At 68.5% G+C, this 20,236-nt stretch carries 16 protein-coding genes; 6 read left to right on the top strand and 10 right to left on the bottom strand.

Features of this window, described 5'->3' with window-relative positions; translation table 11 throughout:
- Positions 1-22: 22 nt before the first annotated feature.
- Entirely contained in the window at positions 23-991 is a 969-nt protein-coding gene (locus EV652_RS11695; protein ID WP_132209064.1) for a hypothetical protein, read from the bottom strand.
- Positions 985-1,620 carry a hypothetical protein gene (locus EV652_RS11690; protein ID WP_132209063.1) on the bottom strand — a complete coding sequence of 212 codons (636 nt, stop codon included), beginning with the start codon at positions 1,618-1,620 and terminating at the stop codon, positions 985-987. The genes EV652_RS11695 and EV652_RS11690 overlap by 7 nt, the downstream gene beginning before the upstream one ends.
- 227 nt (positions 1,621-1,847) lie before the next feature.
- Between EV652_RS11690 and EV652_RS11685 the strand changes: the two genes are divergently transcribed.
- Complete coding sequence (locus EV652_RS11685) at positions 1,848-2,171, top strand: hypothetical protein (protein ID WP_132209062.1); 324 nt, start codon at positions 1,848-1,850, stop codon at positions 2,169-2,171.
- Positions 2,172-2,173: 2 nt separating this feature from the next.
- The gene (locus tag EV652_RS11680; RefSeq protein ID WP_132209061.1) at positions 2,174-4,144 is read left to right on the top strand and encodes a hypothetical protein; all 1,971 of its coding nucleotides are present in this window, start codon (positions 2,174-2,176) and stop codon (positions 4,142-4,144) included.
- A 39-nt stretch (positions 4,145-4,183) separates the two neighbouring features.
- On the opposite strand, the gene EV652_RS11675 is transcribed toward EV652_RS11680, so the two are convergent.
- From EV652_RS11675 to EV652_RS11645, 7 genes are all read right to left on the bottom strand, one after another.
- Positions 4,184-4,663: a hypothetical protein gene (locus EV652_RS11675; protein ID WP_132209060.1), complete on the bottom strand. Its 480-nt coding sequence runs from the start codon at positions 4,661-4,663 to the stop codon at positions 4,184-4,186.
- 50 nt (positions 4,664-4,713) lie between these two features.
- On the bottom strand, positions 4,714-5,991 hold the full coding sequence (locus EV652_RS11670) for a thymidine phosphorylase (RefSeq protein ID WP_132209059.1): 1,278 nt from the start codon (positions 5,989-5,991) through the stop codon (positions 4,714-4,716).
- Positions 5,988-6,395 carry a cytidine deaminase gene (locus EV652_RS11665; protein ID WP_255512587.1) on the bottom strand — a complete coding sequence of 136 codons (408 nt, stop codon included), beginning with the start codon at positions 6,393-6,395 and terminating at the stop codon, positions 5,988-5,990. Before EV652_RS11665 ends, EV652_RS11670 begins: the two co-directional genes overlap by 4 nt.
- A gap of 4 nt (positions 6,396-6,399) precedes the next feature.
- On the bottom strand, positions 6,400-7,662 hold the full coding sequence (locus tag EV652_RS11660) for an ABC transporter permease (protein WP_132209058.1): 1,263 nt from the start codon (positions 7,660-7,662) through the stop codon (positions 6,400-6,402).
- Positions 7,659-8,768: an ABC transporter permease gene (locus EV652_RS11655; protein WP_242001695.1), complete on the bottom strand. Its 1,110-nt coding sequence runs from the start codon at positions 8,766-8,768 to the stop codon at positions 7,659-7,661. The genes EV652_RS11660 and EV652_RS11655 overlap by 4 nt, the downstream gene beginning before the upstream one ends.
- Positions 8,768-10,267: an ABC transporter ATP-binding protein gene (locus tag EV652_RS11650; protein WP_132209056.1), complete on the bottom strand. Its 1,500-nt coding sequence runs from the start codon at positions 10,265-10,267 to the stop codon at positions 8,768-8,770. The genes EV652_RS11655 and EV652_RS11650 overlap by 1 nt, the downstream gene beginning before the upstream one ends.
- Before the next feature lie 128 nt (positions 10,268-10,395).
- Entirely contained in the window at positions 10,396-11,454 is a 1,059-nt protein-coding gene (locus tag EV652_RS11645) for a BMP family lipoprotein (protein ID WP_199238120.1), read from the bottom strand.
- Positions 11,455-11,687: 233 nt separating this feature from the next.
- Here EV652_RS11645 and EV652_RS11640 point away from each other — a divergent pair, with 233 nt between their 5' ends.
- A complete protein-coding gene (locus EV652_RS11640; protein ID WP_132209054.1) occupies positions 11,688-12,872 on the top strand; it encodes an amidohydrolase in 1,185 nt (394 codons plus the stop codon).
- Between the two features lie 64 nt (positions 12,873-12,936).
- Here EV652_RS11640 and EV652_RS11635 read toward each other — a convergent pair whose 3' ends face one another.
- The gene (locus tag EV652_RS11635; RefSeq protein ID WP_132209053.1) at positions 12,937-14,517 is read right to left on the bottom strand and encodes an acyl-CoA mutase large subunit family protein; all 1,581 of its coding nucleotides are present in this window, start codon (positions 14,515-14,517) and stop codon (positions 12,937-12,939) included.
- Between the two features lie 219 nt (positions 14,518-14,736).
- On the opposite strand from EV652_RS11635, the gene EV652_RS11630 reads away from it, so the two are divergent.
- From EV652_RS11630 to EV652_RS11620, 3 genes are all read left to right on the top strand, one after another.
- Complete coding sequence (locus EV652_RS11630; protein WP_199238119.1) at positions 14,737-15,861, top strand: glycosyltransferase family 4 protein; 1,125 nt, start codon at positions 14,737-14,739, stop codon at positions 15,859-15,861.
- Positions 15,858-16,964: a glycosyltransferase gene (locus EV652_RS11625; protein WP_132209052.1), complete on the top strand. Its 1,107-nt coding sequence runs from the start codon at positions 15,858-15,860 to the stop codon at positions 16,962-16,964. The genes EV652_RS11630 and EV652_RS11625 overlap by 4 nt, the downstream gene beginning before the upstream one ends.
- Positions 16,965-17,073: 109 nt before the next feature.
- A complete protein-coding gene (locus tag EV652_RS11620) occupies positions 17,074-20,127 on the top strand; it encodes a DUF1573 domain-containing protein (protein ID WP_132209051.1) in 3,054 nt (1,017 codons plus the stop codon).
- The last annotated feature ends 109 nt before the right edge of the window (positions 20,128-20,236 follow it).

Below are 20,236 nucleotides of genomic sequence, written 5' to 3'. Positions count from 1 at the left end.
GCCGGTGCAAGTACCGCTCAGCTCATCGGTTCGGGACCTGGACCTCGATGACGCGGATGTTGGTGGTGGCGGGGGCCGGGTCCAGCTGCTCCGGGGTGGCGCGCGGTGTCTGGTCGGCGGACGAGTACCAGGTCGTGCTCCAGGTGGTCTTCGCCGTCACCGGGCTCGTGCCCTGGCCAGGGCTGGCCTTGAAGAAGGTCAGAGCGCACTCGCCGGTCGCGCCGGCGGCGTACGGAACGCCGCCGCCCTGGCACTGGACCGGGTCCGCGTTCGGCGCCGAGACGGTCATGCCGGTCAGCTTCGCGTCCACCCGGGCCCAGACCGGTCCCGCCATGGTGTTGACCGACGCCTGGACGTACAGGTCCTCCCGACGGTCGGTCAGCCAGACCCAGGTGTCCAGATTGACCAGGGTGGCAGCGTCACCGTTGTGCTTGGGGTTCCAGTCCAGCCGCGGCGCCGGGACAGTCAACTCGTCGAACGCCACATTCCGCAGGATCTCCGGCGGGACCGGTGGGACCGGCGGCGTGCCGCCCGCCTGCACATAGACCCCACTGTGCTCATCGAACCACTGCTCGGCAAAGTCGAAGAACTCATCCAGGTTGCCGTCGAAGTTCGCCGACGAACACATCCCGCCATACCAGTGACCCTTGTCGTCGTCCTTGTACTGCTCGTACCCGGGATACGGCTTGAACGGATTACCGTCGGGATCGCGGCCCATCGGACCACCACCCTCGACGTACTCGTAGTACTCCTTGCCGGTCATCGACTGGATATAGGTGCAAGGAACCGGGGTCGTGACCGTCCGGCTGCTGCCTCCGCTGCCGGGGGAACCACCGCGTACGCCGGTGCCGGTGACCGTGATGCTGATGGTGTTGCCGGACGTGTTCGGCGACGGTGTGGTCGGGGTGTCCCTGTCGGCGTGAGCCGACGGCGCGATCGCCATGGACCCGAGGACGACAGCAGCCAGGATCGACAGCCGGCGGATCAGCATGGCCCCGCCTTCAGGTTGTACTCGCTCACCTTCCACAGCGCACCGACATTCACCAGGATCACACTCGCCTTGAGCTCAGGGTTCTTCTTGGTCCCAGGTCCCACATAGGTCGATCCGTCGGCTCGGATCAGCACCGATTTCGACTGGTCGTAACACGTGTCCAGCGCCGCGACGGCAGCGCCGACCCGGACCACCTTGGTGGTCACCGTGACCAGCCCGCCGGTCCGTACCTTCTTGGTCTTCTGATCCTGCAGCACGCTGCGAATGTCTCGCAGCGCCGCGCCCGCACTCCGCCGTACGACACCCGGGTCCTCGACGTTGGTCGCCAGGCTCTTGTGCGAACTTTGCTCGAACTCGTCGTACGCCCGCAGCGCCAGGTCCGCGTTCGCGGGCGGCTTCGGCGTGTGGTTGATCACCAACGTCAACGCGCCGTACTTCTGCGAGCTGCTGGCCGGCACGGTCGTCGGCGCCAGGGTCGGAGTGGGAGTCGTCGCCGGTGTGCTGCTCGAGGCCTCGGTCGGCGTCGAACTGACGGTCGGCAAGCCGCCGGTGTCGTCACCGCCGCCACACGCCGCCGGCAGCACCACAAGCGGTGCCAGCAGCAGTACAGCGAGTCTGGAGCGGGGCACGAAGAACCTCCGTCGATCGGCAAGGGCAGCCAAAATACCGCGCGAATGGTTCAGGTCGCCGAAAGTGACCGGCTCGCCTCACCTCGGCATCCTCTCAACCACCGGTCACCACCCGGGTACGGCGGGTTGATGGCCCTGTCGGTTGGTATTTTCCGCCTCGGGGGCGCGCTCGTCGTTCTCCCACCCAGAGGGCCGACGGGGGCCCGGCGCCGGACACGGAGGCTGAGATGGCTGAGCCGGAAGAGATCATGGTGGGCAATCCGCAGAAGTCGGAGCTCGCCAGTCTGCGGAGCACGCTGGCGAACAACCGGGAGGCGATCGCCGGCGCGCTCGACAAGGCTGCGGCCAAGATGGCCGACGGCCGGACCTGGACCGGCCCGACCAAGGCGACGAACTGGAAGTCCGAGGTCGACGGGCGGAAGAAGAAGCTCGGGCCGTGGGTGGACACGATCCTCGAGCAGATCGACGAGAAGCTCAAGAACATGCCTGAGCAGGTCACCGCGAGCCAGGCCCGGGCGATCCACAACGAGCAGCGGACCCGGGGGTACTGACCGTGAACAGGCCCGACGAAGGTGGTGGCGGCGGTAGCGCCGACATCTCGGCGATCAGCCCCGGCTCACTGTCGGAGATGATCAACGACCTGGCCGCCCAGTCGCAGGAACTGCAGGGCAAGAGCAGCCTGAAGCGCCGGCTCGGCGAGTACGGCATCGGGATGACCGAGTTCCAGAACATCATCAACGTCGGCAAGTGGATCGACGACGAGTTGCCGATGCTGCGCCGCCGGCTCAGCCTGGCCCAGGCCCTGGAGAAGCAGGCCGGTCCGGGCAAGCCGGTCAACCTGTACGAGCCGGTCCGGCTGCCGGACCCGGAGGACCTGGCCGAGATGAAGGAGCTCGCCGAGGGGCTCAAGAGCTGGGACGGCACCGACGCCGAGGAAGGCGCGCGGCTCTACCACGAGGCCGCCCTGGCACTGGCTGCCAGCGGGTACGACCCGGACCTGATGTCGGCCTTCTTCAGCGAACTCGGTCCGCTGAACAGCCAGATGCTCGCGGAGAGAATGACATCTGCCGGCAGCGACACGGCCGGGCAGGACATGGAGATGTACAGCCTGGCGTTCGGTGCGGCGACCCAGGACGCCGATCCGCCGCAGGGCCTGGTCGACCTGATGAACCAGTTCACCGAGGCGCCGACGGTCGACGGGATGCTGGACACCGTGACCGCCTGGGGCCGGTTGTCGCTGCTCCAGGAGGGGGACTACCCCCCGGAGTGGCTGACCAAGGTGGTCCGGGCGAACGGGCTGGACACCTTCGGAGGTGAGGACCCCGACCGTACCGACTTCCGGGGTGGTTCGGTCTACGCGGTCCAGGCGACCGGCCTGTCCGAGGACATCCTCGCTCTCGCCTTCGGCGCCCTGAAGAACAACCCCGAGGCGGCGCGGGCGGCGATCAACTCGATCGGCCCGATGGACGAGACCGTCGACCTCGTCTACGGCTACGCGGAGTCCCGCGGCACCGGCGACGCGGTGGTGGACAACTTCGGCCTGGCCATCGAAGCCGGCACCGGCTCCACCACCGAGGAACCCGGCAAGCACAGCCCCGAGGCGGCGAAGTTCACCTACGACTTCATCCTCGCCTCCGGCGACCACAAGGACATCCCCTGGCCGATCAAGGACAGCCTCGGCAACGTTGGTGCCTCCTACAGCCACGAAATGCTCACCGGTGGCCGCACCGACGACGCGACCTCCCGTGACTCGGGCTTCGGAAAGCCGGAGAACCTCACCGATCTGCCCGGGGTGACCCCCGCGTTCTACCTGAGCGCGGAGGACACCTACCGGTTCATCCACGGCTTCGCCGACGCCGACCACCTCTCCGAGCCGTTCGACGAGGCGATGGGCACCCTCTATCAGAGTGTCACCCACCAGGCCGCGCAGGCGGATCGCGACGCGATCGCGAGGGGCGAGCAGGATCCACGCAACTACGAACACGCGATGGATGCCTTCGGCAGCCTGGCCGGGCTGCAGTACCAGTCGATGAAGGAAGTCCGCGGCGAGATGGACGCGTTCGACAAGGCAGTTCGCGAGAACATCTCCAAGGTCCTCACGCTAGGTATCGGAAAGGTGCCGACCCCGACCGGATTCGCCGCCAAATGGGCGTGGAAGGGCTTCACGAAGCTGGTCGGCGCCGGCCTGAAGGAGTTCGTCAAGGGCGGCGAGACGCGGGTCCAGGTGCTGGAGAGCCAGGACCTGCAGGAAACGCTCGCGATGAAGTACACCTCGGCGGCCACGCTCGTCGACGCCGGCTACCCGCATCCGGAGCTCCCGAAGGAGATCCGCGGCGCGGACGGCAATCTGCTGAGTATCGACGAGATCGTCAAGGACGATGCCAAGCTCGCCGCGTTCAGCGAGTGGAGCGACGCCAGCGGACAGCCGCCGTACAACCTCGACGACAAGGTCGACCATGGCGAGAAGATCTTCCTCGGCGGCACCGAGTACGCCGAGGCGATGGCCTCGCAGATCAAGTGGTGACAGCCGGCCGGGTTCCCCTGACCGGCTGGCTCAGCCCGGTCAGCTGCTCAGGCACTTCGTCTCGCCCCGCAGCGCGAAGGTCGGCGCCGGGCCGGCGGTGAAGGTGACAGTCAGGGTGATGTTGCCGTCATCCTTGCTGGTGGCAACGAACTCACGGCGGTTCAGGTCGTCGGAGTCGGGCGGCCGGCTGAGTTCGTAGCGCTCGTTGTCGAGCTGCCCGAGCACGGACTTGAACGCCAGGTCGAAGGTGGAGTCGACGTCGGAGTTGGGCTCGAACGGGAACGAGCCGGCGTAGACCCGCTTCACCTTGCCGTCCGGGCAGGCCTCGTCCTTGGACCCGTCCTCGGTGATCGTTGGCTTCACGCCGTCGGCGGCCTCGGTCTCCACCGCCTTGGTCAGCACCTCGGAACCGTCCCGCTGCAACTGCGATCCCACCTCCGACACCGTCGGACCGCCACAGGCCGACGTACCCAGCAGGAGCGTGCTGCCCAGCGCGATCCCCGCAAGTCGCCTTCGCATGCTGCCCTTCATACCAGCCGGGCGGCTCACCCCGGCGGCGGCACACGCTGTCAGGCGGTGATGCGGTCGATGACCAGCGGACTCGGCTCGTACGACGTGGAGACCTCGACCGCGTCGGTCAGGGACTCCAGGGCACGCTCGAAGCGCGCCGCATCATCGGTGTGGAGGGTCAGCAGGGGCTGGCCTTCGGTGACCTTGTCGCCCGGCTTGGCGTGCAGTTCGACGCCGGCGACGGCCGACACCGGGTCCTCCTTGCGGGCGCGGCCGGCGCCGAGGCGCCAGGCGGCGACGCCGACGGCCAGCGCGTCCAGCCTGGACAGGACTCCTGAAGAAGGCGCCGGTACGACGTGCTGCTCGGGGGCGACCGGCAGTTCGGCGGACGGATCGCCGCCCTGGGCCGCGATCATCGTGCGCCAGACGTCCATCGCCGTACCGTCGCGGAGCTTCTCGGCCGGGTCGACGTCCGTGACGCCGGCGGCCGCCAACATCTCCACGGCCAGGGCAATGGTGAGCTCGACGACGTCGGCGGGGCCGCCGCCGGCCAGGACCTCGACCGACTCGCGGACTTCCAGGGCATTCCCGGCCGTCAGCCCGAGCGGGACCGACATGTCGGTGAGCAGTGCCACGGTCTTCACGCCCGCATCGGTGCCGAGCGCAACCATCGTCTCGGCCAGCTCGCGAGCATCGGCCAGCTTCTTCATGAAAGCGCCGGAGCCGACCTTCACGTCCAGCACCAGCGCGCCGGTGCCTTCGGCAATCTTCTTGCTCATGATCGAGCTGGCGATCAGCGGGATCGCCTCGACCGTACCGGTCACGTCCCGCAGCGCGTACAGCTTCTTGTCGGCCGGCGCCAGCCCGTCACCGGCCGCACAGATCACCGCGCCGACGTCCTCGAGTTGCCGCATCAGCTCGTCGTTGGACAGCGCGGCCCGCCAGCCCGGGATCGACTCGAGCTTGTCCAGCGTGCCGCCGGTGTGGCCGAGACCGCGTCCGGACAGCTGCGGTACGGCGACGCCGCAAGCGGCCACCACAGGGGCCAACGGCAACGTGATCTTGTCGCCGACACCACCGGTGGAGTGCTTGTCCGCGGTCGGCCGGGACAGCCGGGCGAAGTCCATCCGCTCACCGGAGGCGATCATCGCCGCGGTCCAGCGGGCGATCTCGCGCCGGTTCATCCCGTTCAGCAGGATCGCCATCGCCAGCGCGGACATCTGCTCGTCGGCGACCTGACCGTGGGTGTAGGCATCGATCACCCAGTCGATCTGACCGTCGCTCAGCTCACCGGAGTCCCGCTTGGTGCGGATCACGTCGACGGCGTCGAAGCTCACTTCTCCTCCAGAGACTCCGGCCCGAACGCGTCGGGCAACAGTTCGCGCAGCGGCCGGATCCCGGTCGTTGTCTCAAGCAACAGTTCGGACCCGCCGTGTTCGTGCAACAACTGGCGGCACCGGCCACAGGGTGCCAGCAGATCGCCGTGGCCGTTGACGCAGGTGAACGCCACCAGGCGACCGCCACCGGTGTTCATCAGCTCCGAGACCAGCCCGCACTCGGCACACAGCCCCAGGCCGTACGACGCGTTCTCGACATTGCAGCCGGTCACCACCCGCCCGTCGTCGACGAGCGCCGCGGCACCGACCGGGAAGTGGGAGTACGGCGCGTAGGCCCGCCCCATCGCCTCGACCGCGGCCGACCGGAGGGCCGGCCAGTCGACGGTCGGAGGCTCGTCCGGCACGGCGCTAACCCGCCTGACCGCGTCGATATCGGAGCCCGTCGGCGGCCGGCATCCGGAGCCGTTGGGACGCCAGCCCGAGCACCAGCAGAGTCGTCACGTACGGCGTCATCCGAGTGAAGTCGGCCGGGACCGCGCCGGTGGTGAAGAACCAGATCGCGAAGGCGATCGCGATCACCAGCGAGGTGGCGGCCGCGAGCTTGAGTCCCCGGCGGAACTGCAGCACAGCCACCCCCAGCAGGATGATCGTGACGATGATCAGCAGCGCATGCACGGCCTCGCCGCCGGCCCGCAACTGGAGCGCGTCGGTGTAGCCGAAGAGCACCGAGCCCATCACCAGCCCGCCCGGGCGCCAGTTGCCGAAGATCATCGCGGCCAGGCCGATGTACCCGCGCCCACCGGTCTGCCCGTTCTGGTAGATGCCGGACGAGACCAGCGCGATGAACGCACCGCCCGCCCCGGCGATCGCACCTGACGTCAGGACGGCGATGAACTTGTAGCGGTAGACGTTGACCCCAAGGGTCTCGGCCGCGACCGGGCTCTCGCCGCAGGACCGCAGCCGGAGGCCGAACGCCGTACGCCAGAGCAGCAGGGCACTGCCGACGATCAGCACGATCGCCAGGAGCGTCATGGTCGACAGCTCGGTGGTCACCGCGGCGACCAGCGAGGCGAGGTCCGAGACGATGAACCAGTGCTTTTCCTGCAGCGTGATCATCGCGTCCGAGATCCCGGGGATCGTGAACGCCAACGGCGCGTCGAGCGGCGGTGACTGGGTCGGGCCGCCGCCGCGCAGGCCGGAGAACCAGGTGTCGGCCAGGAAGGCGGCGGTGCCGAGCGCGATGATGTTGATGGCGACACCGGAGACGATGTGGTCGACGCCGAACGTCACCGTCGCCAGCGCGTGCAGCGCGGCGCCGATCATGCCGAAGATCATCCCGCCGACGATGCCGGCCCAAGGTCCGTACCAGTAGCCGAAGTACCCGGCGCCGATGGTGCCGAGGATCATCATGCCCTCGAGGCCGATGTTGACCACACCGGCTCGCTCCGACCACAGACCGGCCAGCGCGGCCAGGGCGATCGGGACCGAGGCGTTGACCGCCTCGCGCATGGTGCCGGCCGAGTCGACCTCGTGGGCACCGGTCAGCACCCGGACCGCGGAGAGCAGCGCCAGCCCGACCAGCAGCCAGATCCAGACGCTGATCTGGCGTCGCCGGACGAAGTCGTCGGACGGGGCTCCGGCCGGCCGGAGCTCTTCGGGAGCCATCGTCATCGGGTCGCCTCCGGGGTCGCCTCGGCCTGGGCCGAGCTACTGAGTTCCGCTGCCACCTGCCGTTGCTCCAATGCCGTTCGGTACCGGCGCACCACCTCGTAGGCGATGACGACGGCGAGCACGATGACGCCCTGGCTGATCGCCACGATGTCCGGCGAGACCTGCGCGTTGATCTCGAGCAGGTTGCTCTGCTCGGTCAGGTAGGAGAACAGCAGCGCGCCGAACGCGATGCCGATCGGGTTGTTCCGGCCGAGCAGCGCGACCGCGATCCCGGCGAAGCCGATCCCGGCCTGGAACGTGGTGCCGTAGCTGTGCGAGCTGCCGAACAGCAGCGGCAGCCCGATCAGGCCGGCCACCGCACCCGAGATCATCATCGAGATGACGACCATCCGGCGTACGTCGATGCCGCTGGCAACGGCCGCACTGGCCGACAGACCGGTGGCCCGCAGGTTGAAGCCGAACTTCGACCGGTTCAGCAGGACGGCGTACGCGATCCCGCCGACGACGGCCAGCAGGGTCAGGCCGAGCACCTCGTTCGGGGCCCCCGGCAACAAGGGGATCCCGGGCACCCAGCTGTCCCGCGGGATCTCCTCGGTGGCCAGGTTGCTGCCGGTGGTCACCCCGACGCTGCGCAGGAAGTACGCCGTGAGCGAGGCCGCGATCGCGTTCAGCATGATCGTCGAGATCACCTCGCTGACACCGCGGGTGACCTTCAGCAGACCGGCGATCGAGGCCCAGGCCGCGCCGACCGCCATCGCCAGCACGATCGAGACGATCACGTTGAGCGGTCCCGGCAACCAGCCTTGGGCGGCGAAGAGGGCGGCGGTGAACACGGCCACCCGGTACTGCCCCTCGACGCCGATGTTGAACAGGTTCATCCGGAAGCCGATCGCGGCCGCGAGGCCGGACAGGTACAGGATCGACGCGTTGTTGACGATGTTGACGACGTTGCGCTCGGCCGGCGCCGAGAAGATCGTGCTGAGGAAGCCGGAGACCGAGCTCCCGGCGACCAGCAGGATCAGGCAGGTGATGATGAGTGCGGCGACGATGGCGAGCACCGGTGCGGCGAGTGCCAGGCCGATCCGGCGCAGGTCGAACTTGCCCATCATTCCTCTCCTCCAGCACCGGTCATCGCGGAACCGAGCTGCTCCGGGGTGACCGTGTCAGGGTCGAATTCGCCGACCAGCCGACCGCGCAGGATGACCTGGATCTGGTCCGACAGACCGATCAGCTCATCCAGGTCGGCGGAGATGAGCAGCACCGCCAGCCCCTGGCGCCGGGCCTCGCGGATGTGATCCCAGATGGCGGCCTGGGCGCCGACGTCCACGCCCCGGGTCGGGTGGGACGCGATCAGCAGCACCGGGTCGCCGCTCATCTCCCGGCCGACGATGAACTTCTGCTGGTTGCCGCCGGACAGCGCCCGCGCGGTGGTTTCGATCGACGGCGTCCGGACGTCGTACTGCTCGACGATGCGCTCGCTGTCCTTGCGGGCGCCGGCCTTGTTGATCCACGGCCCACGCACGCTCGGGGCCCGGTCCTGGTGGCCGAGAATCCGGTTCTCCCACAGCGGAAAGTCGAGCAGCAGACCGTGCCGGTGCCGATCCTCGGGGATGTAGCCGATCCCCGCGTTGCGCCGGTCCGAGGTGGACCACTCGGTGATGTCCTCGGTCCCGAGCCGGACCCGCCCGGAGGTGGCCGGCCGCATCCCCATGACCAGCTCGACCAGCTCGGTCTGGCCGTTGCCCTCGACACCGGCGATCCCGAGCACCTCGCCGCGGTGGATCCGCAGCGACACGTCGTCCAGCAGGTTCCGTTCGCCCGAGCCGGCCAGGGTCACGTTCTCGACCGTGAGCTGGACGTCCTCGGTGACGGTCGACTCCTCGGTGCTGGGCGACGGCAATTCCGAGCCCACCATCAGCTCGGCCAGCTGGCGCGCGGTCACGTCCGCGGGCCGCACCGACGCGACAGTGGTGCCGCGCCGCATCACGGTGACGTCGTCGGCGACCGCGAGGACCTCGTCGAGCTTGTGGGAGATGAAGAGCAGGGTGTAACCCTCCGCCTTGAGCCCGCGCAGGTTGCCGAACAGCGCGTCGACCTCTTGTGGCACCAGGACCGCGGTCGGCTCGTCCAGGATGATGATCTTCGCGCCGCGGTAGAGGACCTTGAGGATCTCGATCCGTTGCCGCTGGCCCACACCGAGGTCCTCGACCAGGTCGTCGGGCGACAGGCCGAAACCGTAGGTCTCGGAGAGTTCCTTGATCTTGGCCCGGGCCCGGTCGCCGATGCCGTACAGCTTCTCGGCGCCCAGGACGACGTTCTCCATCACGGTGAGGTTGTCGGCCAGCATGAAGTGCTGGAACACCATCCCGACACCCTGCTTGATCGCGTCGGCCGGCGAGTGGAGCACGAGGTCGTCGCCGTTGATCTCGATCGATCCCTCGTCCGGCTTCTGCACGCCGTACAGGATCTTCATCAGGGTCGACTTGCCGGCGCCGTTCTCCCCCACCAGGGCGTGCACGGTGCCGGACTTGACCTCGATGTCGACGTCGTGATTGGCCACCACACCGGGAAAACTCTTGCCGATTCCCCTCAGCCGGACGGCCATCGTCTGAGTCTTGGTGTTGATGTCGCACGCTCCCAGATCTCCGCGGCGACCCCGTTGTCGCCGGACGAGCTTCGGGCCCGGGCCAGAACGCTACCGCGTCACCGACCCGAGCCCGAGGGTTTCAGACGTCAGAGTTTCGACGGCGCCTTGAGCTCGCCGGAGACCAGCTTGGCCTTGTACTCCTCGATCTTGGGGGCGACGTCGTCGAGGAAGCCACCGCTGGTCGCGTACCCGACACCGTCGCGCTTGATGTCGTAGAGGTCGAAGCCGGCCTTGGCGGTGCCGTCCTTGACCGTCTTGACGAAGTCGAAGACGGCCACGTCGACCTTCTTCAGCGACGAGGTCAGGATGTGCTTCTGCTGCTCCGGGGTCGCGGTCTGGTACTGGTCGGAGTCGACGCCGATCGCCCAGATGCCGTCCGGCTTGCCGGCCACCGTGTCGAACAGGCCGCCGCCGGACAGGCCGGCGGCGTGGAAGACGACGTCCGATCCCGCGTCGTACAGCGCGGTGGCAGCGGTCTTGCCGCCGCCCGGGTTCGCGAACGCCTTGTCGTCGGCCGCGTCGGACAGCCACTTCATGTCGACCGTGATCGACGGGTCGACGGCGGCGACGCCCGCCTTGTAACCGGCCGCGAACGGGTCGATGATCGGACCGCGGGTACCACCGATGAAGCCGACCTTCTTGGTCTTGGACTTCAGGGCCGCGGCAACGCCGACCAAGAACGAGCCCTGCTCGACCGAGAACACCAGGTTGCTGATGTTCGGGCCCTCACCGAAGCCGTCCACGATCGCGAACTTGATGTCCGGGTACTCCTTGGCGACCTTGTTGACCTCTTCGGTGTAGACGTAGCCCACCGCCACGACCGGGTTGTAGCCGGCCTCGGCCAGCGTGCGCAGCCGCTCCTCCTTCGCGGAGTCGGGCTCCTGCTGTCCGGCCTCGGACTCCTCACAGGAGGCGTCCAGTTCGTCCAAGGACTTCTTCACACCCGCCGCGGCGAGGTCGTTGAAGGACTTGTCGCCGCGCCCGCCGATGTCGTAGGCCAGGCCGATCTTGGGTCCCGCCCCCGACTTGTCAGCGCACAGTTCGTCGCTGGCTCCGGCGGCACTGTCCTGTTCCTTCTTGGCGCAGCCGGCCACCACCAGCGCCACAGTAACGGCCAGAGCCGCCAGCTTCGTCGTGTGCCGCAAGATGCCTCCTCGATCCAGATCGCCCCGTGCAGGCGTTCGCAGCGACACCATAGACCCGGTCAGACCCCCCAGCCACTGACAATGCGTGACTGAAATGCTCGTTACTCAATCGTAGTTTCCGCCGTGACGCTCCGCCAGAACGCCAACGCACCCGGTGATGTGCAGCTGACCGGATCGGTCCGGTCTCGGAGCCTGGGACCGGCGTCTCGCCGACCGAATGCGAGAATCGCGCAATGACGATTTCGCAGCAGGTGCTCAGCGACCTGCAGAGTCGGGTAGCCGCGGTCCGGGAAGAGATCGTGACCGTCCGTCGCGACCTGCACGCCCACCCGGAGCTCGGCTGGCACGAGGTGCGGACGACCGAACTGATCCGGCAGCGGCTGGTGGCGGCCGGGCTGTCCCCGCAGGTGCTCCCGACCGGCACCGGCCTGATCTGCGACATCGGCGCCGGCGACACCTGCGTCGCTCTCCGTGCCGACATCGACGCCCTGCCGGTGCCGGACGGTGTCGACTCGCCCTTTCGCTCCACTCACGAGGGTGCGGCCCACGCCTGCGGTCACGACGTACACACCGCGGTCCTCCTGGGCGCCGCCGTCGTGCTCGCGCGGATGGCGGCCGACGGCCTGCTGAACCACCGCGTCCGGCTGATCTTCCAGCCGGCCGAGGAGGTCATGCCCGGTGGTGCACTCGGCGTGATCGCGGCCGGCGGTCTGGAAGGGGTACGGCGGATCTACGCCCTGCACTGTGATCCCCGCCTCCCGGTCGGCCAGGTCGGTCTTCGGGTCGGCGCACTGACGGCCGCCTCGGACCGAGTCCTGGTCCGGCTCACCGGCGCCGGCGGTCACACGTCACGCCCGCACCTCACCGGCGATCTCGTCTACGCCCTCGCCACCCTGGTCACCGAGATGCCCGCCGCCCTGTCCCGACGGGTCGATCCGCGGTCAGGCATGTCGCTGGTCTGGGGCCGGATCACCGCTGGCTCGGCCGCGAACGCGATCCCGTCCCGTGGCGAGGCGGAAGGTACCCTGCGCTGCCTGGACGTCAGCGCCTGGAAGCTGGCAGCCGACCTGATCCCGACCTTGGCCGGCCAGTTGATCGCGCCGTACGGGGTCGAGGTGAGCACCGAGGTGACGCACGGCGTACCGCCGGTGATGAACGATGCCGACGCCATCGCCGTGCTGCAGCGGTCCGTCGAACTCGCCATCGGTCCGGATGCGGTGGCGCCGACCGATCAGAGCCTCGGCGGCGAGGACTTCGCCTGGTACCTCGAGCACGTGCCGGGAGCGATGGCGCGGCTGGGCGTTCGCGCGCCGGGCGAGGACACGGCCGCGGATCTGCACACGCCGGGCTTCAACCCGGACGAGGACGCCATCGCCGTCGGGATGACGGTGCTGGCGTCCTGCGCCCTGCTGGACTGAGAGGGTTTGTCGGCCGGCCGGTCCACCCAACGCTAGCGGTCAGGCGGGCCAGACCAGCCGGGAATCAGAAGGTGTCGGCCGGCACGTACACGCCCCAGACGTCGCGCAGGGCGTTGCACACCTCTCCCACCGTCGCCCGGGCCTGCAGGGCCTTCTTCATCGGGTAGAGGCAGTTTTCGTTGCCTTGGGCAGCGGTCTTGAGCTCGGCCAGCGCCTCGTCCACCGCCGCCTGGTCACGCTCGGCGCGCAGCTTGGCCAGCCGCTCGGTCTGCTGGGCCTCGATGGTCGGATCCACTCGGAGCGGTTCGTACGGATCTTCCTCGGCGATCTTGAACTTGTTCATCCCGACCACGACCCGCTCGGCCGAGTCGATCTCCTGCGCGATCAGGTACGCCGATCGCTCGATCTCCTGTTTCTGGAAGCCCTTCTCGATCGCTGCGACGGCACCGCCGTACTCCTCGACCTGCTCCATCAGCTCGACTGCGGCCGCCTCCACCTCGTCGGTGAGCGACTCGACGACGTACGAACCGGCGAACGGGTCGACGGTCGCGGTCACGTCGGTCTCGTAGGCGAGCACCTGCTGGGTCCGCAGCGCGAGCCGGGCTGCCTTCTCGGTCGGCAGCGCGATCGCTTCGTCGTACGAGTTGGTGTGCAGGGACTGCGTTCCGCCCAGTACGGCGGCCAGGCCCTGGATCGCGACGCGGACGAGGTTGACCTCGGGCTGCTGCGCGGTGAGCTGCACGCCGGCGGTCTGGGTGTGGAACCGGAGCATGAGGGACTTCGGGTTCTTGGCGCCGAACTCGTCCCGCATCACCCGGGCCCAGATCCGGCGGGCAGCGCGGAACTTCGCCACCTCCTCCAGCAGCGTGGTCCGGGCGACGAAGAAGAACGACAGCCGGGGCGCGAACTCGTCCACGTCCAGCCCGGAGGCGACCGCGGCCCGGACGTACTCGATCCCGTCCGCGAGCGTGAACGCGATCTCCTGCGCGGGCGTCGCACCGGCCTCCGCCATGTGGTAGCCGGAGATCGAGATCGTGTTCCAGCGCGGCAGTTCCGCCTTGCAGTAGGCGAAGATGTCGCTGATCAGCCGCAGCGACTCCTTCGGCGGATAGATGTAGGTGCCGCGGGCGATGTACTCCTTCAGTACGTCGTTCTGGATCGTGCCGGTGAGCTTGTCGCCGGCAACCCCCTGCTCCTCGGCGACCAGTTGGTAGAGCAGCAGGAGCACCGATCCGGGCGCATTGATCGTCATCGAGGTGGACACCTGGTCCAGCGGGATCTTGTCGAACAGCACCCGCATGTCGTCGATCGAGTCGATCGCCACGCCGACCTTGCCGACCTCGCCGTGCGCGATCGGGGCGTCGGAGTCGTAGCCCATCTGGGTCGGCAGGTCGAAGGCGACCGACAGACCCATGGTGCCGTGGTCGATCAGCTGGTGGTACCGCTGGTTCGACTCGGCCGCGGTCCCGAAACCGGCGTACTGGCGCATGGTCCACGGCCGCTCGGTGTACATCGTCGGGTAGACGCCGCGGGTGAACGGGAACCGTCCCGGCTCCCCCAACTTCGCGTCCGGCTCGAACCCGTCCAGCGCCTCCGGCCCGTACACCGGCGCGAATTCGAACCCCGACTCACTCCGATGACTCATCCTCCAAAGGTAGGCCGAACCACCCCACCACTGGTATGCACCGGCCTGGTGACATCCAGCACCCTGTGTGACGACTCCCACAGTTCGCGTGCGGCTCACCAGAAACCTCCCGGTGGCTACCTGAAGGACACTTCATGTCCCTGCACGCGTCGACAGGGAATCGACGCGGTGTCACGAGAGTGTCGCCGAGGGTTCACGCGCGCTGGGGAACCTCCGGGTGTGCGCATCGTGATGGTCGCTGAGTCCTTCCTGCCGCAGATCAATGGCGTGGCGAACACGGTTCGCCATGTCGCCGACCGGCTGCTCGCCCGTAGGCACGAGCTGCTGATCATCGCTGCCGGCCCCGGTCCCGACACCTACCGCGACGTCCCCGTACTGCGGGCGCGCAGCTTCGGGATCCCGGGATACAAGGAGTTTCCGGTCGGCCTGCCCGACCCCTCGATCGAGCGGGCGATGGCCGAGTTCAGGCCGGACCTCGTGCACCTTGCGTCGCCCTTCATCATCGGCGCCTACGGTCTGCGCAGCGCGCGCAAGCTCGGCCTGCCGACGGTCGCCATCTTCCAGACCGACATCGCCGGGTTCGCCCGCCAGTACCCCTGGTTCGCGGCCGCCGATCGCGGTGTCTGGCGCTGGGTACGACGGGTGCACTCACGCGCCGACCGCACCCTCGCACCGTCCACCGCGTCCGTCCAGCAGTTGGTGCAGGGCGGCGTACCGCGGGTCCATCTGTGGGGTCGCGGCGTGAACCTGGACCTCTTCGATCCCCGGCACCGCGACGAGGACTGGCGCCGGGAGATCTCGCCGGACGGCAAGCCGATCGTCGGGTACGTCGGCCGGTTGGCCGCGGAGAAGAAGGTCCGCCGGCTGGCCGAACTGACCGACCTCGACTGCCGCGTCGTCATCGTCGGCGACGGCCCGGACCGCGCCGCCCTGGAGAGCTCCTTGCCTAACGCAACTTTCCTGGGAATGCGCCGCGGCGCCGACCTGGCGTCGATCTTCGCCGGACTGGACGTGTTCGTGCACACCGGCGAGCACGAGACGTTCTGCCAGACCATCCAGGAAGCACAGGCTTCCGGGGTCGCCACCGTCGGCCCGGCCGCGGGCGGTCCGCTCGACTTGATCCGTCCGGGCGACAACGGACTGCTGTTCGAACCAGGTCAGCCGGGCTCGTTACGGAACGCGGTCAAGACCCTGCTCGACCACCCCGCCGCCCGGAGCCGGATGGCAACGAACGGTCTCCAACGGGTGCAGAGCCGCACCTGGTCGGCGGTGGTCGACGACCTGGTCGACCGCCACTACGCCGAGGTCCTGCACGAGGCCGCAGCCGTCCGGCGGGTCGCATGACAGGGCTGCGGATCGCCCAGTTGGCCAACTTCGTCGGGCCGACGTCCGGAGGGATGCGGACCGCGATCGAGCACCTCGGTCAGGGGTACGCAGACGCCGGCGCGGAACGGATCGTGATCACTCCCGGCGAACGCGACACCGTGATCGAGACCGCGGCCGGCACCGTGATCCGGATGAAGGCACCGAAGGTCGGTGGCGGCTACCGCCTGATCACCGATCCGTGGAAGGTCATCGACACGCTCGAGCGGTTCCGTCCGACCACGGTGGAGATCTCGGACAAGTCGACATTGCTGCCGGTGGCCCGCTGGGCACGTCGTAGTGTTATCGGCTCGATCCTCTTCAGCCACGAACGCCTGGATGCGATGCTGTCCCTCCGCACCGGCCGCCAGTTGGGTGTCGCGGCCGGAGTGGGCGCCCTCTACAAGCTCCTCAGCCGGACGTACGACGCTGTCGTGGTGACGTCCCGTTATGCGGCAGCCGAGTTCGACGAGGTGACCACACCACTGGTCCGGATCCCGCTCGGCGTCGACCTGGACACCTTCCACCCGTCGCTCGCGGAGCCGGTGGACGACGGCGTACTCAAGCTCGTCCACGCCGGACGCCTGTCCCGCGAGAAGAGCCCGCACCTAGCCGTCGCCACCGCCGCCGAGCTCCATCGCCGGGGCGTGCGGATGCGGATGGACGTGTATGGATCCGGCCCGCATCTCGACGAGCTGATCGCGATCGCGGGCTCGGCCCCGGTGACGTTCCACGGCTACGTCGACGGCCGCCGTACCCTCGCCCGTCACCTCGCCGAAGCCGACATCGCCCTGTCCGTCTGCCCCGGCGAAACCTTCGGCCTAGCCGTCCTGGAAGCCCTAGCCGCCGGCACCCCGGTCATCACCGCAGACACCGGCGGCGCCCGCGAACTAGTCGACGAAACCTGCGGCCGCTGGGCCCCCGCCACCCCCACCGCCCTCGCCGACGCCGTCCTAGAGCTGGCGCAGTTGCCTGGCCGCAGACCCGCCGCCCGCCAACGAGCCGAGCTCTACGACTGGAACACCTGCGTGCAGCGCATGCTGAACCTCCACACCCGCCTCACCCAAGCCCGCCTGGCCGCCTGATTGCACAAAGCTGCAACTGGGTTGCGGTGAAGACCGCAATCGCGATATTTCTTGCCTTTCTCGTCGGTGTGTCTCGGGGCGCGCCGGAATCCCCCTGCCTGGAGATTTGATGCGCCGCGCCCGCATGCGTGCCCTGTCCCGTCCTGCCCTCTTCCGTTCTGCCCTGGCCGCCGCTCTCGCGGCCATCACGATCCCCTTCATCGCCCACTCCGCCTTCGGCGACGAGACCGTCACCGCACCCACCGCCCAGGTCTTCCCGACCCGCCAAGGTATTGGTGTCACCTGGAACGACGTGGACGCCTCCGGCTACCGCGTAGAACGCAAGCAGGGCACCGCCGACTGGCAAGACATCAGCGGCCCGCTCACCGACTCGACCACAACCTGGCTCGACGAGTCCCTCGCCGCCGGCGCCACGGCCGACTACCGCGTCGTCGCCACCTCCGACACCGACCCGGCCACCAGCCCCGAGGTCAAAGCCACCCGCGTCGCCGAGGCACCGGCAGTCGGCGACATCGACGTACTGGCTCTCGACGCCAACGGCGGCGGAGCCACCACCTGGCTGAAGAACGAGATCGGGAGCCCGGTCACAGCCTCCGCGCCCACCGACGGATCCCGGACGTTGACAGCCGGTTCGCTGAAGCTGACGCTGCCGGCCTTCGTCGCCGGTCCCGGGTACTACAACTTGCCGTCCCAGACGGCGGTGACGCTCACCCAAGGCGAGCGCAGCTGCACCTCGGCCGCCACACTCCGCGTCTCGGCTGTCACGTACACACCAGATCTGCAACTCGAGACCTTCGCCGCCTCGCTGGCCGCCGGAACCTGCGACGGCGCCGCGGTCGCGTGGTACGAGATCCGCTACCACAGCGCGCTCGGGTACCAGGCGGTGTCCTTCACGCCGGAGCGGCACGACTTCGGCAAGGTCAGGTACGGCGAGGCCGCGAGGGCCGCGTTCACCGTCAAGAACACGGGTATCGATCCTGTCGAGATCTCCGGTTTCTCGGTCTCCAACGCTGGGATCGACTGGCGGTTGGACCCGGATGCCCCAGAGGACTGTCCGCAGTCGTTGCCGCCCGGGGCGACGTGTACAGCGACTGTGCGGTACATGCCTCAGGTGAGCGGCCCGGACTCGACCAAGCTGACCGTCTTCGACTCCAGCTCCTTGGGCCAGCACAGCGTGACACTCAGTGGCTACGGAATCGATGTCGCGCAAGCGCAGTACGTGACCGTGCGGCCGACGTACAACGGTCACACGGTCGGCTGGCGGTCGTTGCAGACCGCGGGTGGTACGGCGGTCCTCGGCTACAACCTGCACCGCTATCTGAACGGCACCGAGACCGTCGAATGGTTCCCCGAGAAGACGACGCCGGGTGACTTCGCCGTCGCCGAGCCCAACACGAAGCCCGGCATCGAGTACGCCGTCTCGGTTGTCAACGAGGTCGGCGAGGGACCGGAAAGCGCGCGCCTGACCGTCCCGCGGGCAACCGAGCAGGTCGTGGTCACACAAGGCGAGCCGGACAGCCGGGACCTGGCCGCCGCGGACCAGTTCGGGAACGTCGTCCCGTTCCCGGCCGATCCGAACTCGGTCACACCGAAGGAGTCCCTCACCAGCTCTCCGGACGGGCGATCGCTCACCTACGTGACGAATACCACCGAGCGAGCCCTGTGGACGCAGACCGTTGTCCCGGGCGAGATCGGCGTACCGGTGAAGCTGTGGAGCTCCGCGGCGCCGATCACCCACCTGTCCTGGTCGCCTGACGGCACCCGCATCGCATTCCAGGCGCCCGAGAACGCCACCCCGTGCGTGTATGTGATCGCGGCCACCGGTGGTACGCCGACGAAGGTCGCCTGCCAGGTGTCCAGCCCGAGCTGGATGCCGGACGCCCGCACCTTGGTGGTTTCGGACCACCGCCTCACGCCGAGCCGGCTCGCGACGATCGAGGCAACCGCCGGCGGCACCCGGACCACCACGCTGCCGGGCCAGACCGAGGTGGCCGACGGACGGCCGGTTCGAGCCTCGGCCAACGGCCAGTCCGTCGCATTCGGCAACGGCTCGACGGTACGACTGGCCGGGACGACGGAGCGAGTCAGTCCGTCGCTCGACTCGGAGGTCCGGGCGATCACCTGGGATCCGTCCGGCACCTGGATCCTGGCGCTGACAGCCGGCGGCCGCCTCTACCAGCTCGGCATCAATCTCAGCGGCGACCTGTACGTGCACTACGAGCTGGCCAGGGCGACGAACAATCGAGCCGACGTCGCCTGGCAGCGGCCCGGGGTGACGATCAAGCCGACACCGGCGGTGATGGGACCGAACATCTCCATTCCGTTCGACGGTTCTGCCTTCCCGGCAGGCACCGGGTTCTCTTGCGAGGTGAAGGGATCGTTCGAGCCGGCCGAGACGTGCACCTCGCCGTTCACGGGGACCGAACTGCGGTCCGGGAACTACCAGGTCATCGTCCGCGCGTCCGCACCGGATGGAACGGGTGCTACCGCGTACCGGAACATCACCGTCGACGCGGATGGGCCGGTGGCGCGGATGGTGGCGCCGGCGTACCAGTCTTCGGTGGCCGCGACGGCGACCTTGACGGTGTCGGCCACGGATGCCAACGGAGTTGCGTCGTACGACGTGCAGTACCGCCGGGCCACCTCCGCCGGGCCGTACGGCGCCTATGTGCAGCCGTGGACGAATACGACCGCGACGTCGATGAACCTTGCGGTCGCGGCCGGGTACGAGTACTGCGTTTCGGTGCGGGCGAAGGACAAGCTGGGGAACGTCGGGCAGTGGAGTGCGGAGCGGTGCTTCTCGCGGCCGCTCGACGACCGGTCGTTGACGTTGGCCTCGACCGGCTGGACCCGGGCGACCGGATCGACGTTCTACTACGGCACCACCACGCAGACCACGGCGTACGGCAAGTCGCTGACCCGTACCGTCCAGGGAAAGCGGTTCTTCCTGGTCGCCACCCGCTGCCCGACCTGCGGGTCGGTCGCGGTGTACGCCGGGAACACGCACCTGACCACGGTGAACCTGGCCTACCCCACAACGCACAAGCAGGTCTTGCTCGGCCTCCCGGTCCAGAGCACGCTCTTCAGCGGCACGCTGAAGTTCGTCTCCGCCTCGACCGGCAAACTCGTCCAGATCGACGGCCTCGCCGTCGGCCGCACCTGACTGTGAAGCCGAGGTCCGAAGGACAGGAGGTGTTGCCGGGTTCGGCGCAGCCGGGCACCGGGCGGAGCGTATCCGTCGGCACCGTGGACGTATACGTCCTGTCCTTCGG

Origin of the sequence: Kribbella steppae, from assembly GCF_004342025.1 — a bacterium.
Taxonomy (GTDB): Bacteria; Actinomycetota; Actinomycetes; order Propionibacteriales; family Kribbellaceae; genus Kribbella; species Kribbella steppae.
This window is presented reverse-complemented; position numbering and strand designations above follow the sequence as displayed.

Bases quoted from the DNA above. Each gene is read 5' to 3' on its own strand.
- EV652_RS11695 (WP_132209064.1), bottom strand. From the start codon at position 991: ATGCTGATCCGCCGGCTGTCGATCCTGGCTGCTGTCGTCCTCGGGTCC.
- EV652_RS11685 (WP_132209062.1), top strand. From the start codon at position 1,848: ATGGCTGAGCCGGAAGAGATCATGGTGGGCAATCCGCAGAAGTCGGAG.
- EV652_RS11675 (WP_132209060.1), bottom strand. From the start codon at position 4,663: ATGCGAAGGCGACTTGCGGGGATCGCGCTGGGCAGCACGCTCCTGCTG.
- EV652_RS11660 (WP_132209058.1), bottom strand. From the start codon at position 7,662: ATGACGATGGCTCCCGAAGAGCTCCGGCCGGCCGGAGCCCCGTCCGAC.
- EV652_RS11655 (WP_242001695.1), bottom strand. From the start codon at position 8,768: ATGGGCAAGTTCGACCTGCGCCGGATCGGCCTGGCACTCGCCGCACCG.
- EV652_RS11650 (WP_132209056.1), bottom strand. From the start codon at position 10,267: ATGGCCGTCCGGCTGAGGGGAATCGGCAAGAGTTTTCCCGGTGTGGTG.
- EV652_RS11640 (WP_132209054.1), top strand. From the start codon at position 11,688: ATGACGATTTCGCAGCAGGTGCTCAGCGACCTGCAGAGTCGGGTAGCC.
- EV652_RS11635 (WP_132209053.1), bottom strand. From the start codon at position 14,517: ATGAGTCATCGGAGTGAGTCGGGGTTCGAATTCGCGCCGGTGTACGGG.
- EV652_RS11625 (WP_132209052.1), top strand. From the start codon at position 15,858: ATGACAGGGCTGCGGATCGCCCAGTTGGCCAACTTCGTCGGGCCGACG.
- EV652_RS11620 (WP_132209051.1), top strand. From the start codon at position 17,074: ATGCGCCGCGCCCGCATGCGTGCCCTGTCCCGTCCTGCCCTCTTCCGT.